General features: G+C 39.5%; 15 protein-coding genes and 1 riboswitch. Of the genes, 2 read left to right on the forward strand and 13 right to left on the reverse strand.

What is annotated here, in order from left to right:
- Positions 1-87: 87 nt before the first annotated feature.
- The 11 genes from G8761_RS06195 to G8761_RS06245 all read right to left on the reverse strand — a co-directional run bounded on the left by G8761_RS06195 (position 88) and on the right by G8761_RS06245 (position 14,100).
- Positions 88-1,683, reverse strand: a complete 1,596-nt coding sequence (locus tag G8761_RS06195) for a response regulator (RefSeq protein ID WP_207789110.1) — start codon at positions 1,681-1,683, stop codon at positions 88-90.
- Positions 1,652-3,124, reverse strand: coding sequence for a sensor histidine kinase (locus G8761_RS06200; protein ID WP_166024709.1), 1,473 nt, complete (start codon positions 3,122-3,124; stop codon positions 1,652-1,654). Before G8761_RS06200 ends, G8761_RS06195 begins: the two co-directional genes overlap by 32 nt.
- Positions 3,125-4,126, reverse strand: coding sequence for a sugar-binding protein (locus G8761_RS06205; protein WP_166024711.1), 1,002 nt, complete (start codon positions 4,124-4,126; stop codon positions 3,125-3,127). It lies immediately after the preceding gene.
- Between the two features lie 477 nt (positions 4,127-4,603).
- Complete coding sequence (locus G8761_RS06210; RefSeq protein ID WP_166024713.1) at positions 4,604-6,256, reverse strand: M20/M25/M40 family metallo-hydrolase; 1,653 nt, start codon at positions 6,254-6,256, stop codon at positions 4,604-4,606.
- Positions 6,257-6,380: 124 nt separating this feature from the next.
- The gene (locus G8761_RS06215) at positions 6,381-7,793 is read right to left on the reverse strand and encodes a sigma-54 interaction domain-containing protein (protein WP_166024715.1); all 1,413 of its coding nucleotides are present in this window, start codon (positions 7,791-7,793) and stop codon (positions 6,381-6,383) included.
- A gap of 165 nt (positions 7,794-7,958) precedes the next feature.
- Positions 7,959-8,744 carry a 3-hydroxybutyrate dehydrogenase gene (locus G8761_RS06220; protein WP_166024717.1) on the reverse strand — a complete coding sequence of 262 codons (786 nt, stop codon included), beginning with the start codon at positions 8,742-8,744 and terminating at the stop codon, positions 7,959-7,961.
- A 47-nt stretch (positions 8,745-8,791) separates the two neighbouring features.
- Positions 8,792-10,225, reverse strand: a complete 1,434-nt coding sequence (locus G8761_RS06225) for a GntP family permease (RefSeq protein WP_166024719.1) — start codon at positions 10,223-10,225, stop codon at positions 8,792-8,794.
- Positions 10,226-10,479: 254 nt separating this feature from the next.
- Positions 10,480-11,664, reverse strand: coding sequence for an acetyl-CoA C-acetyltransferase (locus tag G8761_RS06230; RefSeq protein WP_166024721.1), 1,185 nt, complete (start codon positions 11,662-11,664; stop codon positions 10,480-10,482).
- A gap of 62 nt (positions 11,665-11,726) precedes the next feature.
- On the reverse strand, positions 11,727-12,383 hold the full coding sequence (locus G8761_RS06235) for a 3-oxoacid CoA-transferase subunit B (protein WP_166024723.1): 657 nt from the start codon (positions 12,381-12,383) through the stop codon (positions 11,727-11,729).
- The gene (atoD, locus tag G8761_RS06240) at positions 12,383-13,042 is read right to left on the reverse strand and encodes an acetate CoA-transferase subunit alpha (protein WP_166024725.1); all 660 of its coding nucleotides are present in this window, start codon (positions 13,040-13,042) and stop codon (positions 12,383-12,385) included. The genes G8761_RS06235 and atoD overlap by 1 nt, the downstream gene beginning before the upstream one ends.
- A 107-nt stretch (positions 13,043-13,149) precedes the next feature.
- Positions 13,150-14,100 carry a 3-hydroxyacyl-CoA dehydrogenase family protein gene (locus tag G8761_RS06245; protein ID WP_243449908.1) on the reverse strand — a complete coding sequence of 317 codons (951 nt, stop codon included), beginning with the start codon at positions 14,098-14,100 and terminating at the stop codon, positions 13,150-13,152.
- A gap of 197 nt (positions 14,101-14,297) precedes the next feature.
- Between G8761_RS06245 and G8761_RS06250 the strand changes: the two genes are divergently transcribed.
- The gene (locus G8761_RS06250; RefSeq protein WP_166024727.1) at positions 14,298-15,890 is read left to right on the forward strand and encodes a serine hydrolase domain-containing protein; all 1,593 of its coding nucleotides are present in this window, start codon (positions 14,298-14,300) and stop codon (positions 15,888-15,890) included.
- Positions 15,891-16,198: 308 nt separating this feature from the next.
- Positions 16,199-17,077 (forward strand): LysR family transcriptional regulator, encoded by an 879-nt coding sequence (locus G8761_RS06255; RefSeq protein ID WP_166024729.1) that lies wholly within the window; start codon positions 16,199-16,201, stop codon positions 17,075-17,077.
- 29 nt (positions 17,078-17,106) lie between these two features.
- Here the strand turns inward: G8761_RS06255 and G8761_RS06260 are convergent, their stop codons facing one another.
- Together G8761_RS06260 and G8761_RS06265 are read right to left on the reverse strand one after the other, a co-directional pair.
- A complete protein-coding gene (locus G8761_RS06260) occupies positions 17,107-18,009 on the reverse strand; it encodes an HD domain-containing phosphohydrolase (protein WP_166024731.1) in 903 nt (300 codons plus the stop codon).
- 114 nt (positions 18,010-18,123) lie between these two features.
- Positions 18,124-18,819 carry a hypothetical protein gene (locus G8761_RS06265; RefSeq protein WP_166024733.1) on the reverse strand — a complete coding sequence of 232 codons (696 nt, stop codon included), beginning with the start codon at positions 18,817-18,819 and terminating at the stop codon, positions 18,124-18,126.
- Between the two features lie 77 nt (positions 18,820-18,896).
- Positions 18,897-18,984: riboswitch (cyclic di-GMP riboswitch) on the reverse strand.
- Positions 18,985-19,332 lie beyond the last annotated feature (348 nt).

Here is a 19,332-nt window from a genome sequence, read left to right on the forward strand (position 1 = left end):
TAACAATTACTATTTCAAAAAAGCGGAAAACACTATATATATCGTAAAAAATTGAAAAAGCCCGGTTCTATTTACCGGGCCATTTTGTTAATTTTCAGCTGTCACAGCCGCTGTCTTCCTAAATTCTGACGGGGACAGGCCTGTCTGTTTTCTAAATACACGGCTAAAATAGTTAGGGTCCTTATAGCCTATTGAATAACAAATCTCTTTTAAACTTTTTTCCTGATCCAGCAAAGCCGTTTTCGCCTGCTTTATTCTTATTTCAGTCAAGTAATCGATAAAGGTCATGCCAAAACGATCTTTAAAGAGTTTACTAAAATAATAAGGGCTGAGGCCAACATATTCTGCAACAAATTCCAGGGTTAGAGAATCGCCATAATGATTTTCAATATACTCTTTTGCTTTATGGAGCATTCCCTTTGCCTGGTTATTTCTCCAAACCTGGACATGATGGACAACTGACATTAAATGTGATTTTCCTGTGTCAATAACTGTCATCATATTATCCCCCTCATCAATGGAAGGAGTCCGTTCATAATTTATACCTAGTTCATGAAGCATTCGGGAAATGAGGATGAACATTTCCTCAAAGGACTTTTTAATAAAAGATCTATCTGTTTCCTTACCTGTAAGTTTTTTAACAAAGGAATCAAAGTCAAACAGAACCTGGCTGGCATCTCCCTCTCGCAATGCATCGAGCAGTCTTTTCTCGGCCTCCAAAATGCCTGCATCACCAGCATTCTCTGCTGACCCCTGCTTATCACCAAATAAATATTTTCGAAAAGGAACCTTTAAAAGCTCATGGAGGGCTTTAACCGATTCCTGATAGGATTTATTTAATTCATTTGCACGGTTGTAAGGAAGGCCAATTCCTATCCTTAGTTCGGATTGGAATCTTTTTTGATATAAACTATTGAGATTTTCGATTATCGCAACAGCATTAGTTTTAAAATTTGCCTTTTCTGTTGCCTTCTGGCCCAAAAATAGAACGGCTGTCTGCATATCTGTCATTGGGCCAACTACAGCCTCATGCTTTTTGGATATGGATTTAAGCTCTTCCTTTAGCCATAAATACCTTTCCTGTTTTTCCTCCCTTGAAAGGTCGGAATTCTGTGAAGCCAGGGAGATAAGCATGATATATCCATAGGTAATCTCCACACCGAGCAGCTGGCTCCATTCTTCAAAGGTAATGTCCTGTACCTGGTTCACTAATAACGATGAAACCCATTCTTTTTGGGCGATAGATACAGCGCGGTCCAGGTTTTTCTTTAAGTTTTGCTGCTCTTCCTTTTGTTTGCGCTCTTGTATAATTTCATCGGCAACACGACCAAGACTTGCAAGAATATCTTTTTTGCTGCTCGGCTTTAGAATATACTCCTTTACTCCCTGCTGCATGACCTCTTTGGCATATTCAAATGTATTAAAGGCTGAAACCATAATGAAACGGATACCCGGTTCTAATTTTTTGATTTCTTTCACCGCCTGGACTCCATCAATACCTGGCATCTTAATGTCCATAAAAATAATATCAGGCTTGTGTTCCTGGGCCATTTCTATCGCTTTTCTTCCGTTTGGGGCTTCACCTATTACAGCCACATCGGGAGTGCTGCTATTTATAATTTTCGTCAATGCCTTTCGTTCAAGCACCTCGTCATCCACGATTAAAATTTTCAACACGGCCATTTCCCCCTCCTGCAGCGTCAGGAATGATCAATCTAAATGTAGTTCCCATATTTATTTGTGATTCAATTTGAACTATGTCATCTTTTTGGAAAAAGAGCTGAAGCCTTCGTATAACATTTTTCACACCAATTCCGTTGGATTGCCCAGATGCCTTTTCCGTTTCAATCGCATGTGTTCCTTCACCATGCCATAGCAATTTCTCTTTTGTCGCTTCATCCATCCCGGCCCCATTATCAATAACCTCTATATGGATATTGTCTCGATGGCGATGAATGTGAAGGCGAATTACCGCATTTTCCTCCAGTGACTCAACCCCATGGATAAAAGCATTTTCAATTAGGGGCTGAAGTATTAAGCTCGGTATTTCAATATCAAGGCAATCCTTTTCAATTTGTGTAACAAATTGAATGCGTTCTCCAAATCTTGTTTTTTGGATGAAAAAGTACTCTTTTACAATTCTCACTTCGTCTTTTAGAGTGGATGCACCATGAAGGTCCCCGAGATTATAGCGAAGAAGCGCGGCAACCGCTTCAATTAGTCTTGATGTCTGTTCCGCCTCTTCCAGATAGGCCATTTTTGAAACTGTGTTCAATGTATTGAACAGGAAATGAGGATTGATCTGGCTTTGCAGGCTCCTTAGCTCCAGTTCTTTCAACAGCTTCTCCAACTCGGACTGCTGTTTAATTTCCAATACTAATTTTCGTAGATTTGTCCTCATTTGATTAAAGGTCTCGGTTAATGGTTTTAATTCATCCTTTGATGCAATTTGTATATCTTCTCCTGACAGATTGCCTCCTGCAATTTCCTTGGCCGCTTTTGATAGAAGGCTGATCGGTTTCGTAATTCCTCCTGAAATCCATAAGGCCAGCAGGGTGCTTAGAAAAAAGGCTGCCGCAAATAATGAAAAGGAGAGATATTTATAATAGCGGTTTTGCTCTTCCATTTGATGATAAAACTTTCGGTAATCAGTCAGTTTATTGTTTAAAAGGCCAAGAGTACTCTCATGCAAAAAGGATCCAATTTTTAATACCTCGTTAAAATGGTCAGGATATTGATTGATATCATCCTTTTCAAAGGCATTTACCGTTTCATCGCTTTCCTGTAAAAAACTGTCTATCATATTTTTATAGTTAACCAGAGTAATATCGTTTGATTCCATTACCTTATTTAGTCTTTTCTGGTCATTAAGAAGCTTTGCCTTCTCCTTTCGATATTGAACTAAATAAGGTTCATCCTTATCTAAAATATAGGCGTGGAGCTTTTCTGTAACCAGATTGGTTCTTTGTGAAATATCATTAAGTAACAGAAAGCGTTCAAAGCTGTTATCATACTCACTAACAAGCTTCTCAGAGCTGTTATAAAAAAAGAGGCCAACAGACGTTAATAAAACAACAAGGACAATAAAATAAAGAAGGAGCTTTGATCGAATCCGGAATAACATTTATTTATTCTCCTCCAGTCTGCCTAAGGGACTAAGAGGCAAATCTTCTGCCGTTAAAATACTAGTGTTCGTATGGACAATCGAAGGCACCGTTTTTCCTTTAAGCAAGTTGATCATCATTTCGACGGCCCCGTATCCCATTTTGTAGGGTTCCTGAACCACTGTTGCTTTAATAGTTCCTTTTTTTATGTAATCAAGTGTTTCCGGCAATGTATCAAACCCTATTATAGTCATTTGCTTTTGCTTATTATATTTCTCTATTACCTGGGCAATACCAATGTCATCAAGGGCGCTTGTCCCAAAGAAAGCATTAACCTCTGGATGTTCAGCGATAATCTGGTAAGCCTTTTCAGCAGCTCTCACTCTGCTAATCTCAGATTCTTCTATATCGATAATTTTAATATTTATTTCAGACCTCACCGCATCCTTAAAGCCCTTTACCCTCTGCTGTTGGTGATTTTTATAAAAGCTCCCGGTAATAATCGCTACATTAGCCTTACCTTTTGTATCCGCTATCATTTCCTTTCCTGCCAAAAAACCGGAATAATAATTATCCGTTCCTATATAGGCCATTCTTTTACTGTTTGGTGCATCTGTATCAACGGTAATAACCGGAATTCCGCTTTCTACTACCTTATTAATCAAAGGATTAAATTGAGCATCACTCAATCCTTGTGTGAGGATGCCGTCCACCTTGGAGGCAGCGGACATTTCTATCGTTTTCAAATGATCATCCAGGTTCGCCTGTTTGGGTCCGACATACTCCAGCATAACGCCATGTTTCTTTGCCGCATCCTTGGCACCTTTTTCAACAAGCCTCCAATATTCATTGTCCAGCTCTTCAGGGACGAGGACAAAATGATATTTGTATTTTTTATTAGCCATTTGCTCTTGCGGCAAATGGTGGGTGACAACTTTATATCCATAAAAAATGGATAATGAGCAACTTATTAGAAAGAATAAAATCCCTAAGGAGTATGCGGTGATAGATAGTCTGCTCATAAATTTCCCCAATCTAATTATCTGTAAGATTAAGGCTATTATATAAACAATTGTGGAAGCCGGCAATGAGATTTATTTTCTAATAGTGGACATAACCGAAGGAACTCGGGCATATCCATCTGCTGGCGTGCATTCCACCATCATGCCGGGCATTCACTCGTTCAATTCGTGCATTTAACTGACGAAAACGTGCATTCACTCCCTAAAACCGGGCATTTACCCGACGAATTCTTGCATTCTGTTCCTAAGAACGTGCATTTAAATTTTCTTAGAGGGGTATCCAGCTGAAAAAACTCTTTGTAACTCCTCTTTTCCATCACATACAAAAACAAAATGATGATTTTTTAATAAAAACCTAAATAGAATGCTTTTTTGATAGAAAAGCATCAAAAATTAACTGTATTGCGACCTTTTTACCCCTATAGGTATGCACCAATAAACTAAAAAGAGGTTATCGCAGGATAACCTCTTAATCTATCAGGAATTTAGAACTTTTTTAATAACAAGATTGGTTAGATTCGGCACTATTTCAAGGGAGTAAGTCATTTCCATTCTTTCGTACTTTTTATGTGCATCCAAACCGTATGGACCTATATTTATTACTGGAACGTTAATATCCCGAATGTCCTGGAAGTTTATATAGTGTTTGGTTCCCCAGCCTGGATTATTTTTCGAAACCGCATTAGTGCCTTCCTCATCATCACTCAGTGCGACAAAGCTCATATCAGAAATGTAAGGGAAAAAGTTTCGGGTCACAATCGGATACTCATAGGACGGCTGTACAGCCTCCACTGCTTCATCCAAGGCTTCAATTAATATTTCTTCATTCCTTGTCCTTCCTGTAAGTTCAATCCTCGGAGAATAGAGAGAGGAATAGAAAAGAATCATAGCCGGATTTTTATCCTTCATCCATTTCCAGGCTTTCTCCACTACACGTGCAGCAAACATACGGATATCCAAATCCTTTTGCTGTAAAAGGGATTCTTTAAATTGGTCCATATAATTTTTATATGCTTCTCCATTTTCATTGATCAGCAACTCTTCCATTTCCTCGTAAGTAAAAACTCTTGGTTTCCATGGAAAGTCTACATAAGTCTCCCCGCTCATCGCACAATATTGCCTGTATCTTTCCTCAAAGGAACTTAAAGCATTGCCGAAAGCAATATAGGCCTGTTCTTTTAGCTTTTCAAGTACATCCTTCGGCGACCAGGAGTGAATAAAAAAGTTATAGTAAACATAGGCAGAAAGAGCAGTTTGAACTGTATAGGAAGGCTTCAGGTCTGTCTGTTTCAGAGAAACAGGCGGAACTGTGGTTTCACCGAGAGCCTCATTGCAAAGCTCAGGATTATAGTTTATCTGCTTTGTCAATTCAGCCGCCAGAAAATTGGGATCAAGCCCTTCAAAACAGGAGCCTACATGCGTTTCAGCTCCTGTGATAAAAAATGAAGGAAGCAGCTTGCCAACGGTACCCTTATAGATATACCTGTTTTCATCGCCTGCATAACGGGGGGAGACAAAATCAGCATTGATGGCTGCGACATATTCAAAGTTATGTTCTTCTTTCCAGCTTTTTAACACCTTTAAGGCTGAAAGAATTCCATGCGAACTGTCTTCTTCATCGCACTCTGCGACAAGAACAATGCAGCCATCTAGCTCCTCTGGATGCTCGGAATAGTATTTTAATAAGTATAGATGGCTTGACACACCGCTCTTCATATCAAGAGAACCCCGGCCAAACAACCAATCGCCTGATTCCAAGTGCTGCTTAGCAGAACCAGAAAGATCTTCGTTCTTTAATGCATCCATAAGCTGTTCAGGAAAACAGGCTAACTCTTTTAACTGATTAAAATCTTCAATGCCGACTGTATCAATATGCCCCATTAGGATGACAGTCCGGTTGCTGGTTCCTTTTGTCCCTTTCACATAAGCCAGCACATTATATCTTTCCTGTTCATCATCAATTGTTTTTTCAATGACAACCTGTGCTGGATTTTGAGCAAAATAGGGCAACGAAGAAATTAAGGTATAAAGAGAATGGGCGATTACCTTTTCACCATCGGTGTTAACAATGCTTTCAATATTTACAAGTTGCTTAGTAAAGGCAAGAACCTCTTCACGGCATCGGAACATACTGCGGCCCCCTGGAGTAAAATATAGTTTTGAAAGTTTAAATTAATAGAATTCTTTTATCATTATAATACTTCAGTGTTTCTATAAAAAGAGCCGCAGTAAAAACCTGCGGCCCCTTTAGTAACTATAAATTATATGTTTTACATTTTTCATAGAAGTTTGTTTTGCTTATTGCCAATAGTTTTGCCGCCTCTAGTTTATTCCCGTTTGTAAGGGCGAGAGCATTTTCAATCGCTTGTTTTTCAACCGCAGCGAGTGTTTCTTTTAAAGGCTGAACTGGAAATGAAGACAGAACAGGGTTATGACCAATCATTTTCTTAGAGCCCCGCCCTTTGCCTTCCTGGTCTTTTAGATATAGAGGCAGATGCTCTAATTCGATCATTTTCCCATCTAAAACATTAATACAACGCTCGAGCACATTCTCGAGCTCCCGAATATTTCCGGGCCATGAATGCTGCATTAGCTTCTCCATTACCTCTTGGGAAATTTCAATTTCCTTTCGATAAAACTTTCCTTCCAGCTTTTTAAGCAGGCTCATAGAGATTAAGCCAATATCATCTTTCCGTTTTCTAAGAGGGGGAATTTCAATTTTTATTACATTTAGCCTGTAATATAAGTCCTGCCGGAACTTTCCTTCCTCTACCATCTTTTCAAGATCACGATGTGTTGCGGCTATAATTCGGACATTAATTGGAATAGATTTTTGTCCGCCAATTCTCTGAATTTCTTTTTCCTGAAGGACTCTTAAAAGTTTGCTTTGCATGGAGAGAGGCATATCTCCAATTTCGTCCAAAAAAAGTGTTCCATTATTGGCTATTTCAAATTGCCCTTTTTTCCCGCCTTTTTTTGCACCTGTAAAGGCGCCTTCCTCATATCCAAAAAGTTCAGATTCAAGTAAATGCTCCGGTATAGAAGCACAATTGATCGCCACAAATGGCAAACTTGAACGATTGCTATCGTTATGGATAGAATGGGCAAATAACTCTTTTCCTGTTCCCGATTCTCCGATTAATAATACCGATGAATCGCTGCCGGAAATCCGCTGGGCCAATTTTTTTGCTGCAAGGAAAGATGGGCTGTTCCCAATTAAATCATTAAAATAATGTTTGCTCTTTAAATCAGGCTGAACTTTTGTTTTATAATACTTCAGCTCTTCAACAAGATGCTGAATTTTACTCCTATACATCCGCCATTCTTCCGGGCTACGAAACATAACTGTCCCAAGGGCTCCGACTACTTCGCCATTCTCAAAGAGAGGAAAACGGTTAGCAATCATTTCGCTCCCATTAATAGGTTGAATGGCAGCCAATTCCTTTTGGCCTGTTTTGGCAACAATATGCATACGTGAGTTCTCAATAACTTCATCGACAGGCTTGTGAAGGGCCTCTTCAACGGTTGTGCCTAAAAACTCACAATAAGATTCATTTATATAAAGAATAATGCCATCCCGATCAACGATTACTATACGTTCTGCTAGAAGATTCATAATTTGCTCATGCCAATTATAGGGGATCTCATCAAAGCCTTGATATACCATCTTATCACCCTTAAACAATTGATAACCTTTATTATAACAAAGGAAGTCAAGGATATGTGGCGAATCGGGCTGACGTTCACAGAAACGACATAAGGAGGTTTACCTTACTATTAATCAACTTAAAAATCCTATTCAGCAGAGCAGAATAGGATTTCTGTAAAGCTCTTATTGAGCTGTATATCCTCCGTCCATGATAACAGCCTGGCCTGTAACGCCCCTTGCTTTATCGCTTGCTAAGAATACTGCATAATCAGCAATTTCCTCAACAGATAAAAGCCTTTTTTGAGGAACTAGCGGATAGATTACTTCTTCCAATACACTTTCAAGAGGTACTTTTCTTGTTGTAGCAAGGTCCTGTAATTGTCCGCGAACCAATGGAGTGTCAACATATCCTGGGCATAAAGCATTTACGGTAATTCCATTGGCTGCGCCTTCAAGAGCGGCAACCTTTGTTAAACCAACTACACCATGCTTTGCGCTGTTATAGGCAGCTTTACCCGCAAAGCCGATGACGCCATTAATTGAGGCCATATTGATAACTCTTCCAAATCCCTGTTTTTTCATAATAGGGAACACGTTTTTAATCCCGATGAATGGTGCTGTCAGCATGATTTTTACCAGCAGCTCAAATTTTTGAGTTGGGAACTCTTCAATTGGAGATACATACTGCATGCCAGCGTTGTTGATTAAAATATCAATAGTTCCAAATGTTTTAACCGTCTGATCAATGCTGTTTTTGAAAGCTTCCTCATCCGTAACATCACAAGGAGCAGAAAAAGCTTCAAAGCCCTCTTCCTTCAAAAGCTCCGCTACCTGGTCGCTCTTTTCCTTATTTAAATCGGAAATTACAACCTTTGCACCTTCCAGGGCAAATTTCCTTGCCACTTCAAGCCCTATACCACTCGCAGATCCAGTAATAAATGCTACTTTACCTTCCAGTAATTTTTGCACTTTTTATTTCCTCCTTTGTGAATGTATTATTTGAAAAAACTCTTCTATTAAACTATACCGAATAATGTGTAAATACCGATAACAACAAACACTGCCAAGGTTTTAATAAGTGTAACCATGAATATATCACGGTAGGATTGCTTATGTGTTAATCCAGTAACCGCAAGCAGCGTAATAACTGCTCCGTTGTGAGGAAGAGTATCCATACCGCCTGATGCCATGGCAACAACGCGGTGCATAACTTCTGGCGGAATATTTGCTGCTGCAATTGCCTGATTATATTTATCAGCCATTGCTCCCAAAGCAATACCCATTCCACCGGATGCAGATCCTGTCATACCTGCTAATGAGCTGGTTGTGACTGCTCCATTTACAAGCGGGTTAGAGAATGTGTGGGAAATTCCATCACTGATTTTACTAAATCCAGGAAGGGAAGAAATAATTCCTCCAAATCCATATTCAGATCCAGTATTCATTGTTGCTAGTAAAGCACCAGCAATACTTAGATTTAAACCCTCTTTAAGATTTGTTGTTACACGTTTCCAGTCAAAGGCCAATGATGTAATAATTCCAACAACCAACGCCATTTCAATTGCCCAAACTGCAGCATTAGCTGTTACATCAACGGTATACGCTTTTAATCCAATAGCAGAGAAATCAAATCCATTTGGATACCACTTAGGAATATAAGTGATAAATAATTTATTTGTTACACCCACCAGAATGAGCGGGATAAATGCCAAGATTTGTTTGCCGACAGAGACTTGAGTAGTTAAATCCGGAGCAGCGACTTCGTCAGCTTTATATGCTTCAGCTGCTGCAGCTGTCTCTGATTTTAACCCGTAATATCCTTCGCCTGCTTTTTCAGCCCTTCTTCTTCTCGTTTCAAGATATAAAAGACCAACCACTAATACGAAAATAGCCCCAATAATACCCAGCGTTGGTGCTGCATAAATGTCTGTTTTGAAGAAAGCGATAGGTATAACGTTTTGAATTTGGGGTGTACCTGGCAATGCATCCATGGTAAAGGTGAAAGCACCTAAAGCGATTGTACCAGGAATAAGTCTTTTGGGAATGTCAGCTTGCCTAAACATTTGTGCTGCAAATGGATAGATAGCAAAAACAGCTACGAACAAGCTTACGCCGCTGTATGTTAAAATAGCTCCCAATAAAACGATCGTTAGCATTGCACGTTTTGCGCCAAGCCAACGAACAATTGTTTTTGCAATGGATTCAGCAATTCCGGACATTTCTACAACCTTGCCAAAGATTGCACCTAATAAGAAGACCGGGAAATATGATTTAATAAAACCGACCATCTTTTCCATAAATACACCGGAAAAGAACGGCAATACATGGCTTGGATCAATTAATACTACAGCTAGGAGCGCACAAATTGGTGCGAACAAAATAACCGAAAAACCGCGGTAGGCTACAAACATTAATAGACCCAGCGATAAAATAATAACAAATAATTCCATATAAATCCCCCTCTAGATAATTGGACAGCACGCTATACCCCTCCCAAGGTAAGCGTTTTCAAAATATTCTTGCCTCCCTTTTAAAAATCTTTCCTCTTTTATTTCTAGCAATTTTCGTGCCAAGCTGAAAATCTAAGATGTTTATCTTTAAGCTTAAGAATAAAGCTTAAATTAATATTTGTATTCCCGTTTTTGGGAATTTATATATTCCGCAAAAAAGGAATTTTCCTCTTTTGCGGAATAATGGCTATCTATTACTTCTCCATCTCCACAATTGTGGCAACTCCCTGACCGCCGCCAATACAAAGTGTAGCCAGGCCATATTGTGAACCTCTTCGCTTCATTTCATGGAGAAGGGTCACAAGTACACGAGCGCCGCTTGCTCCAATAGGATGACCCAGTGCAACCGCACCGCCATTAACATTCAGTTTTTCACGTGGAATCTCCAAGTCGCGGCCAACCGCAAGAGATTGTGCAGCAAAAGCTTCATTTGCTTCAACCAAGTCGATATCCTCCATGGACAAACCTGCTTTTTTGAGTGCCTTTTTAGTAGCAGGAACAGGGCCAATACCCATGATTCTTGGATCGACACCAGCTGCTCCATTTCCACGAATAAATGCCATTGGCTTAATTCCAAGTTCTTCTGCTTTTTCACGGCTCATAAGAACCAGTGCGGCGGCTCCATCATTAATACCAGAAGCATTACCTGCAGTTACTGTTCCATCCTTTTTAAAAGCTGGCTTTAATTTAGCAAGCTTTTCTACTGTTACACCTGCACGAGGGAACTCATCTGTATCAAAAACAATTGGGTTACCTTTACGCTGAGGAATCACGACTGGCACAATTTCATCTGCAAATCTGCCTTCATTTATAGCACATTCTGCCTTTTGCTGGCTCCAGGCAGAAAATTCATCTTGCTCTTCACGCGTTAAGCTGTATTGTTCGGCAATATTTTCTGCTGTTACACCCATATGATAGGAATTCACTGCACATAAAAGGCCGTCCTCAAGCATGCTGTCAATTAGTTTTCCGTCTCCCATACGCAAACCATCACGTGCGCCCTTTAAGAGATGTGGTGCGAGACTCATATTCTCCATTCCGCCAGCTACCACAATCTCTGCATCTCCTGTTTGGATTGCCTGCATTCCGAGATGGACTGCTTTTAAGCCCGATCCGCAAAGCTTATTTACTGCCATTGATGTTGTTTCAATTGGCAATCCTGCTTTAAGAGCTGCCTGACGGGCTGGTCCCTGGCCAAGCCCGGCTTGAAGTACATTACCCATAATGACCTCGTCGACCTGTTCACCTGTAATTCCGGCACGGGTAACAGCTTCCTTAATAACAATTGCTCCCAGCTCTGTTGCAGGAGTGCTGCTTAAAGTTCCCATGAAGCTGCCGATTGCTGTACGAACAGCACTTACAATTACTACATCACGCATAATAGATGATCCCCCTGTTGGTTTGATATGTCTTCAAGACATTTTCTATGAATATAGTATTTTTAGTTTTCCAAAATAGCCTGGCTGATCTTAAAAGAAGCTTCTGTCTTTTCTTCCACAGTTTTTAGGTCAATCCCATCCTGCAACTCTTCAAGAACAAGCCCTTCATCGGTTACTCTGAATACAGCCAGTTCAGTTACGATAAGGTCAACGACACCTTTACCAGTCAAAGGCAGTCTGCATTCCTCTAAAATTTTAGATGAACCATTTTTTGCTGTATGTTCCATTGCTACAATTACCTTCTTAGCACCAGTTACAAGGTCCATTGCACCGCCCATGCCAGGAATCATTTTTCCCGGAACCATCCAGTTGGCTAGGTTTCCTTCTGCATCTACTTCAAGGCCGCCAAGAACCGTAACATCTACATGTCCGCCACGGATAAGCTCGAAGGAGAAGAGGCTGTCGAAGAAAGCCCCCCCAGGAAGAATACTTGCCGGCTGTCCACCTGCATTAACAAGGTCTGGATCCACTTCACCATCAAGTGGGCCAAGCCCAATATAACCGTTCTCAGACTGAAGAATAACATTAACATTTGGCGGGAGGAAGCTTGGTACCATTGTTGGAAGACCAATACCCAGGTTTACGACATCCCCGTCCTTCATTTCCTTTGCAACGCGGGCCGCAATAATTTGTTTTGAGTTTAATTGAGTGCTTACCATTAACAGCAACCTCCCTGAACAAAAATTTTATCGACCAAGATTCCCGGCGTCATGACTTCATCAGGGTCAATTTCCCCGATTTCAACTACTTGCTCTACCTGTACAATAACCAAGTCTGCAGCTAGGGCCATTAACGGATTGAAGTTTCTTGCGGAGCGATGATAGATCAGGTTTCCTGCTTTATCCGCCTTGTATGCTTTAAGAAGTGCTACTTCTGCACGTAGTGGTTTTTCCAACAAAAACTCTCTTCCGTCCACAGTAATCTTCTCTTTACCCTCTTCTACTACCGTGCCTACTCCTGTTGGTGTCAGCACGCCGCCTAGACCTGATCCGCCAGCCCGTACACGTTCAGCCAGTGTGCCCTGGGGAACCAATTCTACATCCAATTCACCAGCAATCATTTGTCTTCCTGTTTCCGGATTTGTCCCTATATGTGAAGCAATGACCTTTTTCACACGTCCGTTAGAAATTAGCGGTCCAACGCCCGATTCAATGAAAGCGGTATCATTTACAATTAAAGTAATATCTTTCACTTCAGCTTCTAGCATGGCAGATACAAGACCCTGCGGAGTTCCTACTCCCATAAATCCCCCAGCCATAATAGTCATTCCATCCTTGAAAATAGATGAAACTTCTTCTTTAGAAATGATTTTATCCACTTACAGCACCTCCTAATTAATCAAAGGGGAAATGTAAACCCTTACACCCTTTTCATAATGCAAGATGCGTGCCAAGTTTAAAGATTTATATTAAAAAAATTCTTTTTTCAATCGTTTTTCCCATAATTAGCTTTTATTTTACCAAGCTTAATAAAGTTTCTGCTTTGCTGATTAAGTTTTTCAGATACTGTTTCCTCTGAATAGGAATAAATGCCCTCTCCAGTTTTAGTACCAAGCTTTCCTGCCTCTTCCAGCTCCTGGATAAGTGCAGGTGCTTCCTTGCTTTCATCCAGTTCGGGAGCAATATTATTAAATACACGCTGCCAGGTATCTAAGCCGCCAAAGTCAGCAATTTCAATTGGCCCTGTAAATGCCCAGCGGAATCCAGGACCTGCGGTAATAGCAGTATCAATATCCCGCGCACTCGCTACGCCTTCTTTTAATAAGTAAAATGCCTCACGCATTAATGCTGTTTGCAGACGGTTTGCAATAAAGCCTGTTACTTCCTTTTTAAGAAGAATCGGTGACTTCCCAATGCTTCGAATTAAATCAATAGCAGAATCCGCAACCTCATATCTGGTTTTCGGATGCTCAACAATTTCAACCAAAGGAACCAAATGGGCAGGATTAAAGAAATGAGTAATCACCATTTGTTCCGGAAATGAGGAATTTTCTGCTAACCGGGAAATAGGAAAAGTGGATGTATTAGAAGCCACGATAGTATCCGGCTTAATGATCTCCGCCAGCCTTGAAAAAAGATCCCACTTCAGCTCAATCACTTCAGGTATCGCCTCAATAATAAAATCAGCTTCGCCAGCAGCTTCTTTTAAATCCGTTGTACAGGTAATCTTCTTTAAAGCAGCTTCCTTTCCCTCCTCACTCAGACTATCCTCTTCCACGAGCAAAGAGAGATTTTCCTCAATTCGGGACTTAGCCTTTGTTAAGAACTCTTCTTTTATATCATTTACGGTTACATTATAACCACCCACTGCAAAAGAAAGGGCAATGTTGCTTCCCATAACACCTGAACCAATAACTGCAATATTTTTAGTCATCATTTTTTCCTCCCTGATTTTGTGATTATTTTTTCACACTCTATAATTCTTGCAAAATCTATGCCAATTAACCAGTATTTAGTTTTTATTTATGACAGGTAAAAATATGGGAAAGGCCAATCATATTAAGCAGGAATTCTTCGGTCTTTCATGGAATTAATTGAAGTTTAAAAGAAAGTTTGTAAAAGGAGTATTTTGTTATGTCTGTTTTATTGGAAAATATCAATCGAATTATTCATGATTCTATGAAAAATAATGGCATCCCGGGTGCCGCCGTGGCTGTTATTAAAGAGAATAAAGTTATATTATCTCAAGGATTTGGAAGAACGAACGTGGAGGATTGGGGAACACCCATTAGTTCCAATACACTTTTTCGCATCGCATCCGTAAGTAAACTTTTTACGGGGACCCTTATGATGAGATTAGTAGAAAAAGGTCTCATAGACTTGGATAAACCAGTACAGTACTATGTTCACTGGTTTACAGCCACTGACCCAGAACTCTCAAAGCTCATTACAATCCGTATGCTGTTAACTCATTCCTCTGGTCTTCCAACTGGAGGCGGTTTAAGCTTCCATCATGACGAAGAAGGTCTTTTTCGTTACATGAAGGAAATTGTCCCAACCCTGCCAATCCTTTTTCATCCCGGAACTGCTTATTCCTATGGCAACCATGGGCCAAATATTGCAGGATTCGTAGCAGAGCAAGTGACCAAGAAGAAATTTGATGTACTTATGCAGGAATTCCTTTTTGATCCGTTGGAAATGAACCAAACAACCTACAATCCTTTAAAAGCAATGACATATCCTCTGGCATTGCCACATCACAGGGGCAACGCTGGCAACCCGACTATTTCACACCAGTTTCTTGATAACGCAGCAAGCTATCCTTCCTACTATGCCTTTTCAGCTATTGATGATCTTTGCAAGTTTGCCATGATGCATCTCCAGAACGGGGTTTATGAAAATAAACAAGTTCTCTCTCCGTCTTCCATAAATGAGATGAGAAAAGAACAAAACAATTGGTATACCTTAACAGAGGCCGGCTGTGGGATTAATTTTTTCCGGGAAACAAAAGACGGAGTGGAACGTTTCTGGCATTACGGTCAGTACAGCAATCAATATTCCAGTCAGTTTATCCTTGTTCCTGAAAAAGGCATCGCGGTCATTGCTTTAGCAAATGGAGAAGATATCTTCCAGGCGGGATATGAAATCGTGGATGAGCTTCTAAAAGAAGAATCTAAGGCAAGTATTAATCGTGAGAAGCCTGAAATCGTTTATCATCCCGATTGGAAGGCTTTCGAAGGTTCCTATTTACACAGCTATTACGGATTAATCGATATCTACTCGCTTAATAGCAAAATGTATATAAAACATAATGGTCAGCAATTCGAATTATCACCATATAGCAATGACACTTGTTTTGCCAAAAATGATGAAGGCAATATCATTTATACAGTTGGTTTTCCGGTTCCAGCCGAAGGACAAACCATCAAATGTGTTATGGTTAACAGCAATGCATGTCCGGAATTTATTCAGGATTACATTCCCAATCATTTAGAATGGGAAAATTGGACCGGGATATACAGTGATGGAAGAGATTCATACGATGTTTCCGTTCATGAGGACACCCTAATTATTAAGGATCATCAAACAAATAAAGAACTGATTGGTCAGGCAATCAAAGGAAACCAGTTCTTAACAAAAGAATACGGACTAGTAAGCTTTATAGATGTTAATGGAATCACTACCCTGGAATTTGGTTATGCCTGGCGTTATCCAAAGCAAAGCTAATCAACAAACCCACTGCGCTAATGCTAAGTGGGTATTTCTTTATAGAAAGGCTGTGTTAAATCATAATGTAGATTTTTCACTATGTTGATCGGAGCGGAAGGTGCGAGACTCCAGGGGGAATAGCAAGTCAGGCGAGACCCCGTAGGTCGTTAGCGGCCCAGGAGGCTCGCGGATTACCCGCGGAAAGCGAGCGACGTGATCGAAAATCAACAATCAAGCTTAACAGAGCATATAAAAAGGAATATTATTAGTAATATATATATCAACAATAATTTCTATTAATAATCCTAATGATTGGGTGAATTTAGATGCAATATGATTCTTTAAAAACATTTGTAACCCTTTGCGAAGTGGGAAACTTTACAAAGACATCAGAGATGCTTCATATTTCTCAGCCAAGTGTAAGCTTACACATTAAGAATTTAGAAAAAGAATTTCAAACAGAGTTATTTGTCCGTTCTCCTAAGCTGGTGCAAATAACACCAACCGGTGAGATTTTATATAAGCGTGCAAAGCAAATAATCGCCATTTACGAACAGGCTAAGGAAGACATTCTCGAGCACCATAACTCGGTACAGGGAGAATTGATTATAGGGGCAAGCTTTACCATTGGCGAATATATTTTGCCTTCTTTACTCGCAAAATTGCAGAAGGATTTCCCCGCCCTTGAACTTCAGGTCATTATTGGGAATACTCATGAAATTGTTGAAAGCGTGCGGTCCTTGCATGTAGATATAGGATTAATAGAAGGCCAGACAAACGATACGGAAGTGTCCGTACATCCATTTATGGAGGATCAGTTATTTATCATCTCATCAAATGACCATCCGCTTGTATCTAAGGGAACATTAAGCATAGCGGACCTTCAGAATCAAGCTTGGGTTTCCAGGGAACAGGGCTCAGGAACTAGAGAATATTTAAATCATGTTATCCGTTCTAATGGTTTAACCGTAAAATCCTTAATTACAATAAGCAGCAACCAGGGAATTAAAGAAAGTGTCATACAGGGGATGGGACTGTCCTTGCTGTCCCATAGTGTTATCGAGAGGGAAGTGAAAAATGGGGATCTTTCTGTTATTCCGTTAAAGGACAAATCCTTTACCCGCACACTTTCTTACGTATTTTCTCCCATAATGAAACATAAACGAAGTGTTGAGAACTTTATTAATATGCTAGAAAAAAAATAAGAGCAGGTTTTCTAACCTGCTCCATTCTGCTAAATGCGCCCTTCTTCTTTTAACACCTCAACAAAAGCTTCGACAACCTCTTTATCATAGTGAGTATTCACAAGCCTTGTTAACTCGTCCACTGCAAACTGCATATTAAAGGCCTTACGGTAAGCCCGATCCTCTGTCATTGCATCAAACGTATCACTTACAGCTATTATACGGGCTTCCAGAAGGATTTCGTCCCCTTTTAACCCATGCGGATAGCCACTTCCATTTAATCTCTCATGGTGCTGCTCTATTATGCCTGCAACGCCCTCATAATAAAGACCTTTAACCATTTCTGCCCCATCCGATGGATGAAGTTTTATTACCGCAAATTCGTCATCTGTTAATTTACCAGGCTTGGTTAGAATCTCTTCTGGCGTATTTATTTTTCCGATATCATGAAGAAGGGAAGCAATATATAAATTTTCCAGTTTTTCTTTTGACAGCATTAGCTTTTTTGCAATTTTTACTGCATACTCGGAGACTCTTTCGCTATGCTTAAAAGTATATCGGTCTTTTTCTTCTACTTTATCAACTATCTCTTTCAATCTAGTTATACTGTCACTTAACTGATAAAAAGTAGGCTCCGTAATTACCCATAGATAAACTACATCTTCTAATACTGTAAAATGAATGGGTTCTTTTATATTAGTGGAGGTGAAATAGTCATGTGGCCCAAGACAAACTTTTTCGCCATCCAATTCGCAAATCACTTCACCCTGAAGTATATAGACAAATTCCATTACATTTGGATTGTCGGCTGGATACATATAAAACAAGTTATCTTTTGTTATAGACTGAATCATAATTTCTGATCCATCGCCCCGAGCGAGAAGGCTAATATCATAATGGTCGAAGGTAACCTGTTCCAGATTAAACCCTTTTTTTCCTATAGTAAAAGCCACTGAACCACCTCTAATTCTACTTAAAAAATAGCGAGTCTTATTAAATAAAAGACTCACTATCTTTTTTAATCATATAAAATTTGAGCTGGTTACTCAATCATAATCTTAAAATATTTAGAATTTTACAACTCGAATAGGATCAATCCATACCCACTTGTCCGCAAAACGCACAAGTTTCCATTCCTGCTCAGCAATAACTCCTTTTTCTGCTGCCTTTTTAATCGTTTCACTAGACATTTTAAGTGTGTCATTGTAAGTCTCTTGAATAACTTTTTCAAGTTCATGTGTGAATCTATTTGTTTTATCCAGGGATTTTTGGGACCTTTCATCCAGTCTACTATTTAATTTATCTATTTTTTCTTGAAGCATATCTGCATTCTTGCCATCTGTTAAGGTAAGCTGTTCTGTTGCAGCATCAATATCTTGCTGAATTTCAGCAATTTTACTATTAACTCTAGCTTGTTCTCCACAGATTTTTGCTGAAATTTGTGTTAGCTTTTCGTTTAGTTTTTCTGCTTTGGTCGGGTCATTCCTGGCAGCTTCCAAATCTGCTAATGTCTTATCTCTTTCGGAATTTAATTTGACGAGCGTATCTCCTTCTTCAATCTTGCGGATATCAGTAAGATAATTCTCCTGGAGATCATCTGCCCTTTCCATCGCTTTTTCAATTTTCTGGTCAATATCCCTGTTAGTCTTTTCTATTAATTGAAGGACTTTTGCAATATCATTGTTGTCATCTGCCGCAAATACTGGTGTAGCTACAGCTAAAATCAGGCTTGCAGAAAATAGGATAGATAAAAACTTTTTCATGCTCTTTCTCCTCTCAAAAATAGACTTATTTTTACAACAAAAAAAGCCCTTTGAATATACAAAAGGGCCCTTTCATTATTTGCAACTGGCTGGCATAGTAAATAATTACTGTAGCCCCTATAGCTTTGCGCCCTTATCCTTTCAGATAGGTTGCCCTTGGATATTATTTTATTTTCTACCATAAATATACAATGTAAATATACTTATTTCAACAATTATCTTAATTATCTGTAAAATTTTTAGGTATTTTTACATAATTCATATGAAATCTCTGTAGGTTATAAGTCTGAACTGACTTGTTCTAGAACAAGAATCAACAAAAAGAGTATCCTTCCGAATAGGATACCCTTTAGTAAAACTTCTCGTTATTTAGGCTTTAAAAAAGCTTTCAATATACTTTGCTCTGCCCGAACGTGATGAATGGTCCATAAAAAATATGAATTCTTGATAGAGACGAGTATTGTATAGTACTTGTTTCTTTTAAGCCTGTTTTTAAACAGTTCTTTCCAAACT

This window comes from Neobacillus terrae, assembly GCF_011393025.1.
Classification (GTDB): domain Bacteria; phylum Bacillota; class Bacilli; order Bacillales; family Cytobacillaceae; genus Neobacillus_A; species Neobacillus_A terrae.

Coding starts and splice junctions, on each gene's coding strand:
- G8761_RS06195 (WP_207789110.1), bottom strand. CDS start 1,683: ATGGCCGTGTTGAAAATTTTAATCGTGGATGACGAGGTGCTTGAACGA.
- G8761_RS06200 (WP_166024709.1), bottom strand. CDS start 3,124: ATGTTATTCCGGATTCGATCAAAGCTCCTTCTTTATTTTATTGTCCTT.
- G8761_RS06205 (WP_166024711.1), bottom strand. CDS start 4,126: ATGAGCAGACTATCTATCACCGCATACTCCTTAGGGATTTTATTCTTT.
- G8761_RS06210 (WP_166024713.1), bottom strand. CDS start 6,256: ATGTTCCGATGCCGTGAAGAGGTTCTTGCCTTTACTAAGCAACTTGTA.
- G8761_RS06215 (WP_166024715.1), bottom strand. CDS start 7,793: ATGGTATATCAAGGCTTTGATGAGATCCCCTATAATTGGCATGAGCAA.
- G8761_RS06225 (WP_166024719.1), bottom strand. CDS start 10,225: ATGGAATTATTTGTTATTATTTTATCGCTGGGTCTATTAATGTTTGTA.
- G8761_RS06230 (WP_166024721.1), bottom strand. CDS start 11,664: ATGCGTGATGTAGTAATTGTAAGTGCTGTTCGTACAGCAATCGGCAGC.
- G8761_RS06235 (WP_166024723.1), bottom strand. CDS start 12,383: ATGGTAAGCACTCAATTAAACTCAAAACAAATTATTGCGGCCCGCGTT.
- G8761_RS06245 (WP_243449908.1), bottom strand. CDS start 14,100: ATGATGACTAAAAATATTGCAGTTATTGGTTCAGGTGTTATGGGAAGC.
- G8761_RS06250 (WP_166024727.1), top strand. CDS start 14,298: ATGTCTGTTTTATTGGAAAATATCAATCGAATTATTCATGATTCTATG.
- G8761_RS06255 (WP_166024729.1), top strand. CDS start 16,199: ATGCAATATGATTCTTTAAAAACATTTGTAACCCTTTGCGAAGTGGGA.
- G8761_RS06265 (WP_166024733.1), bottom strand. CDS start 18,819: ATGAAAAAGTTTTTATCTATCCTATTTTCTGCAAGCCTGATTTTAGCT.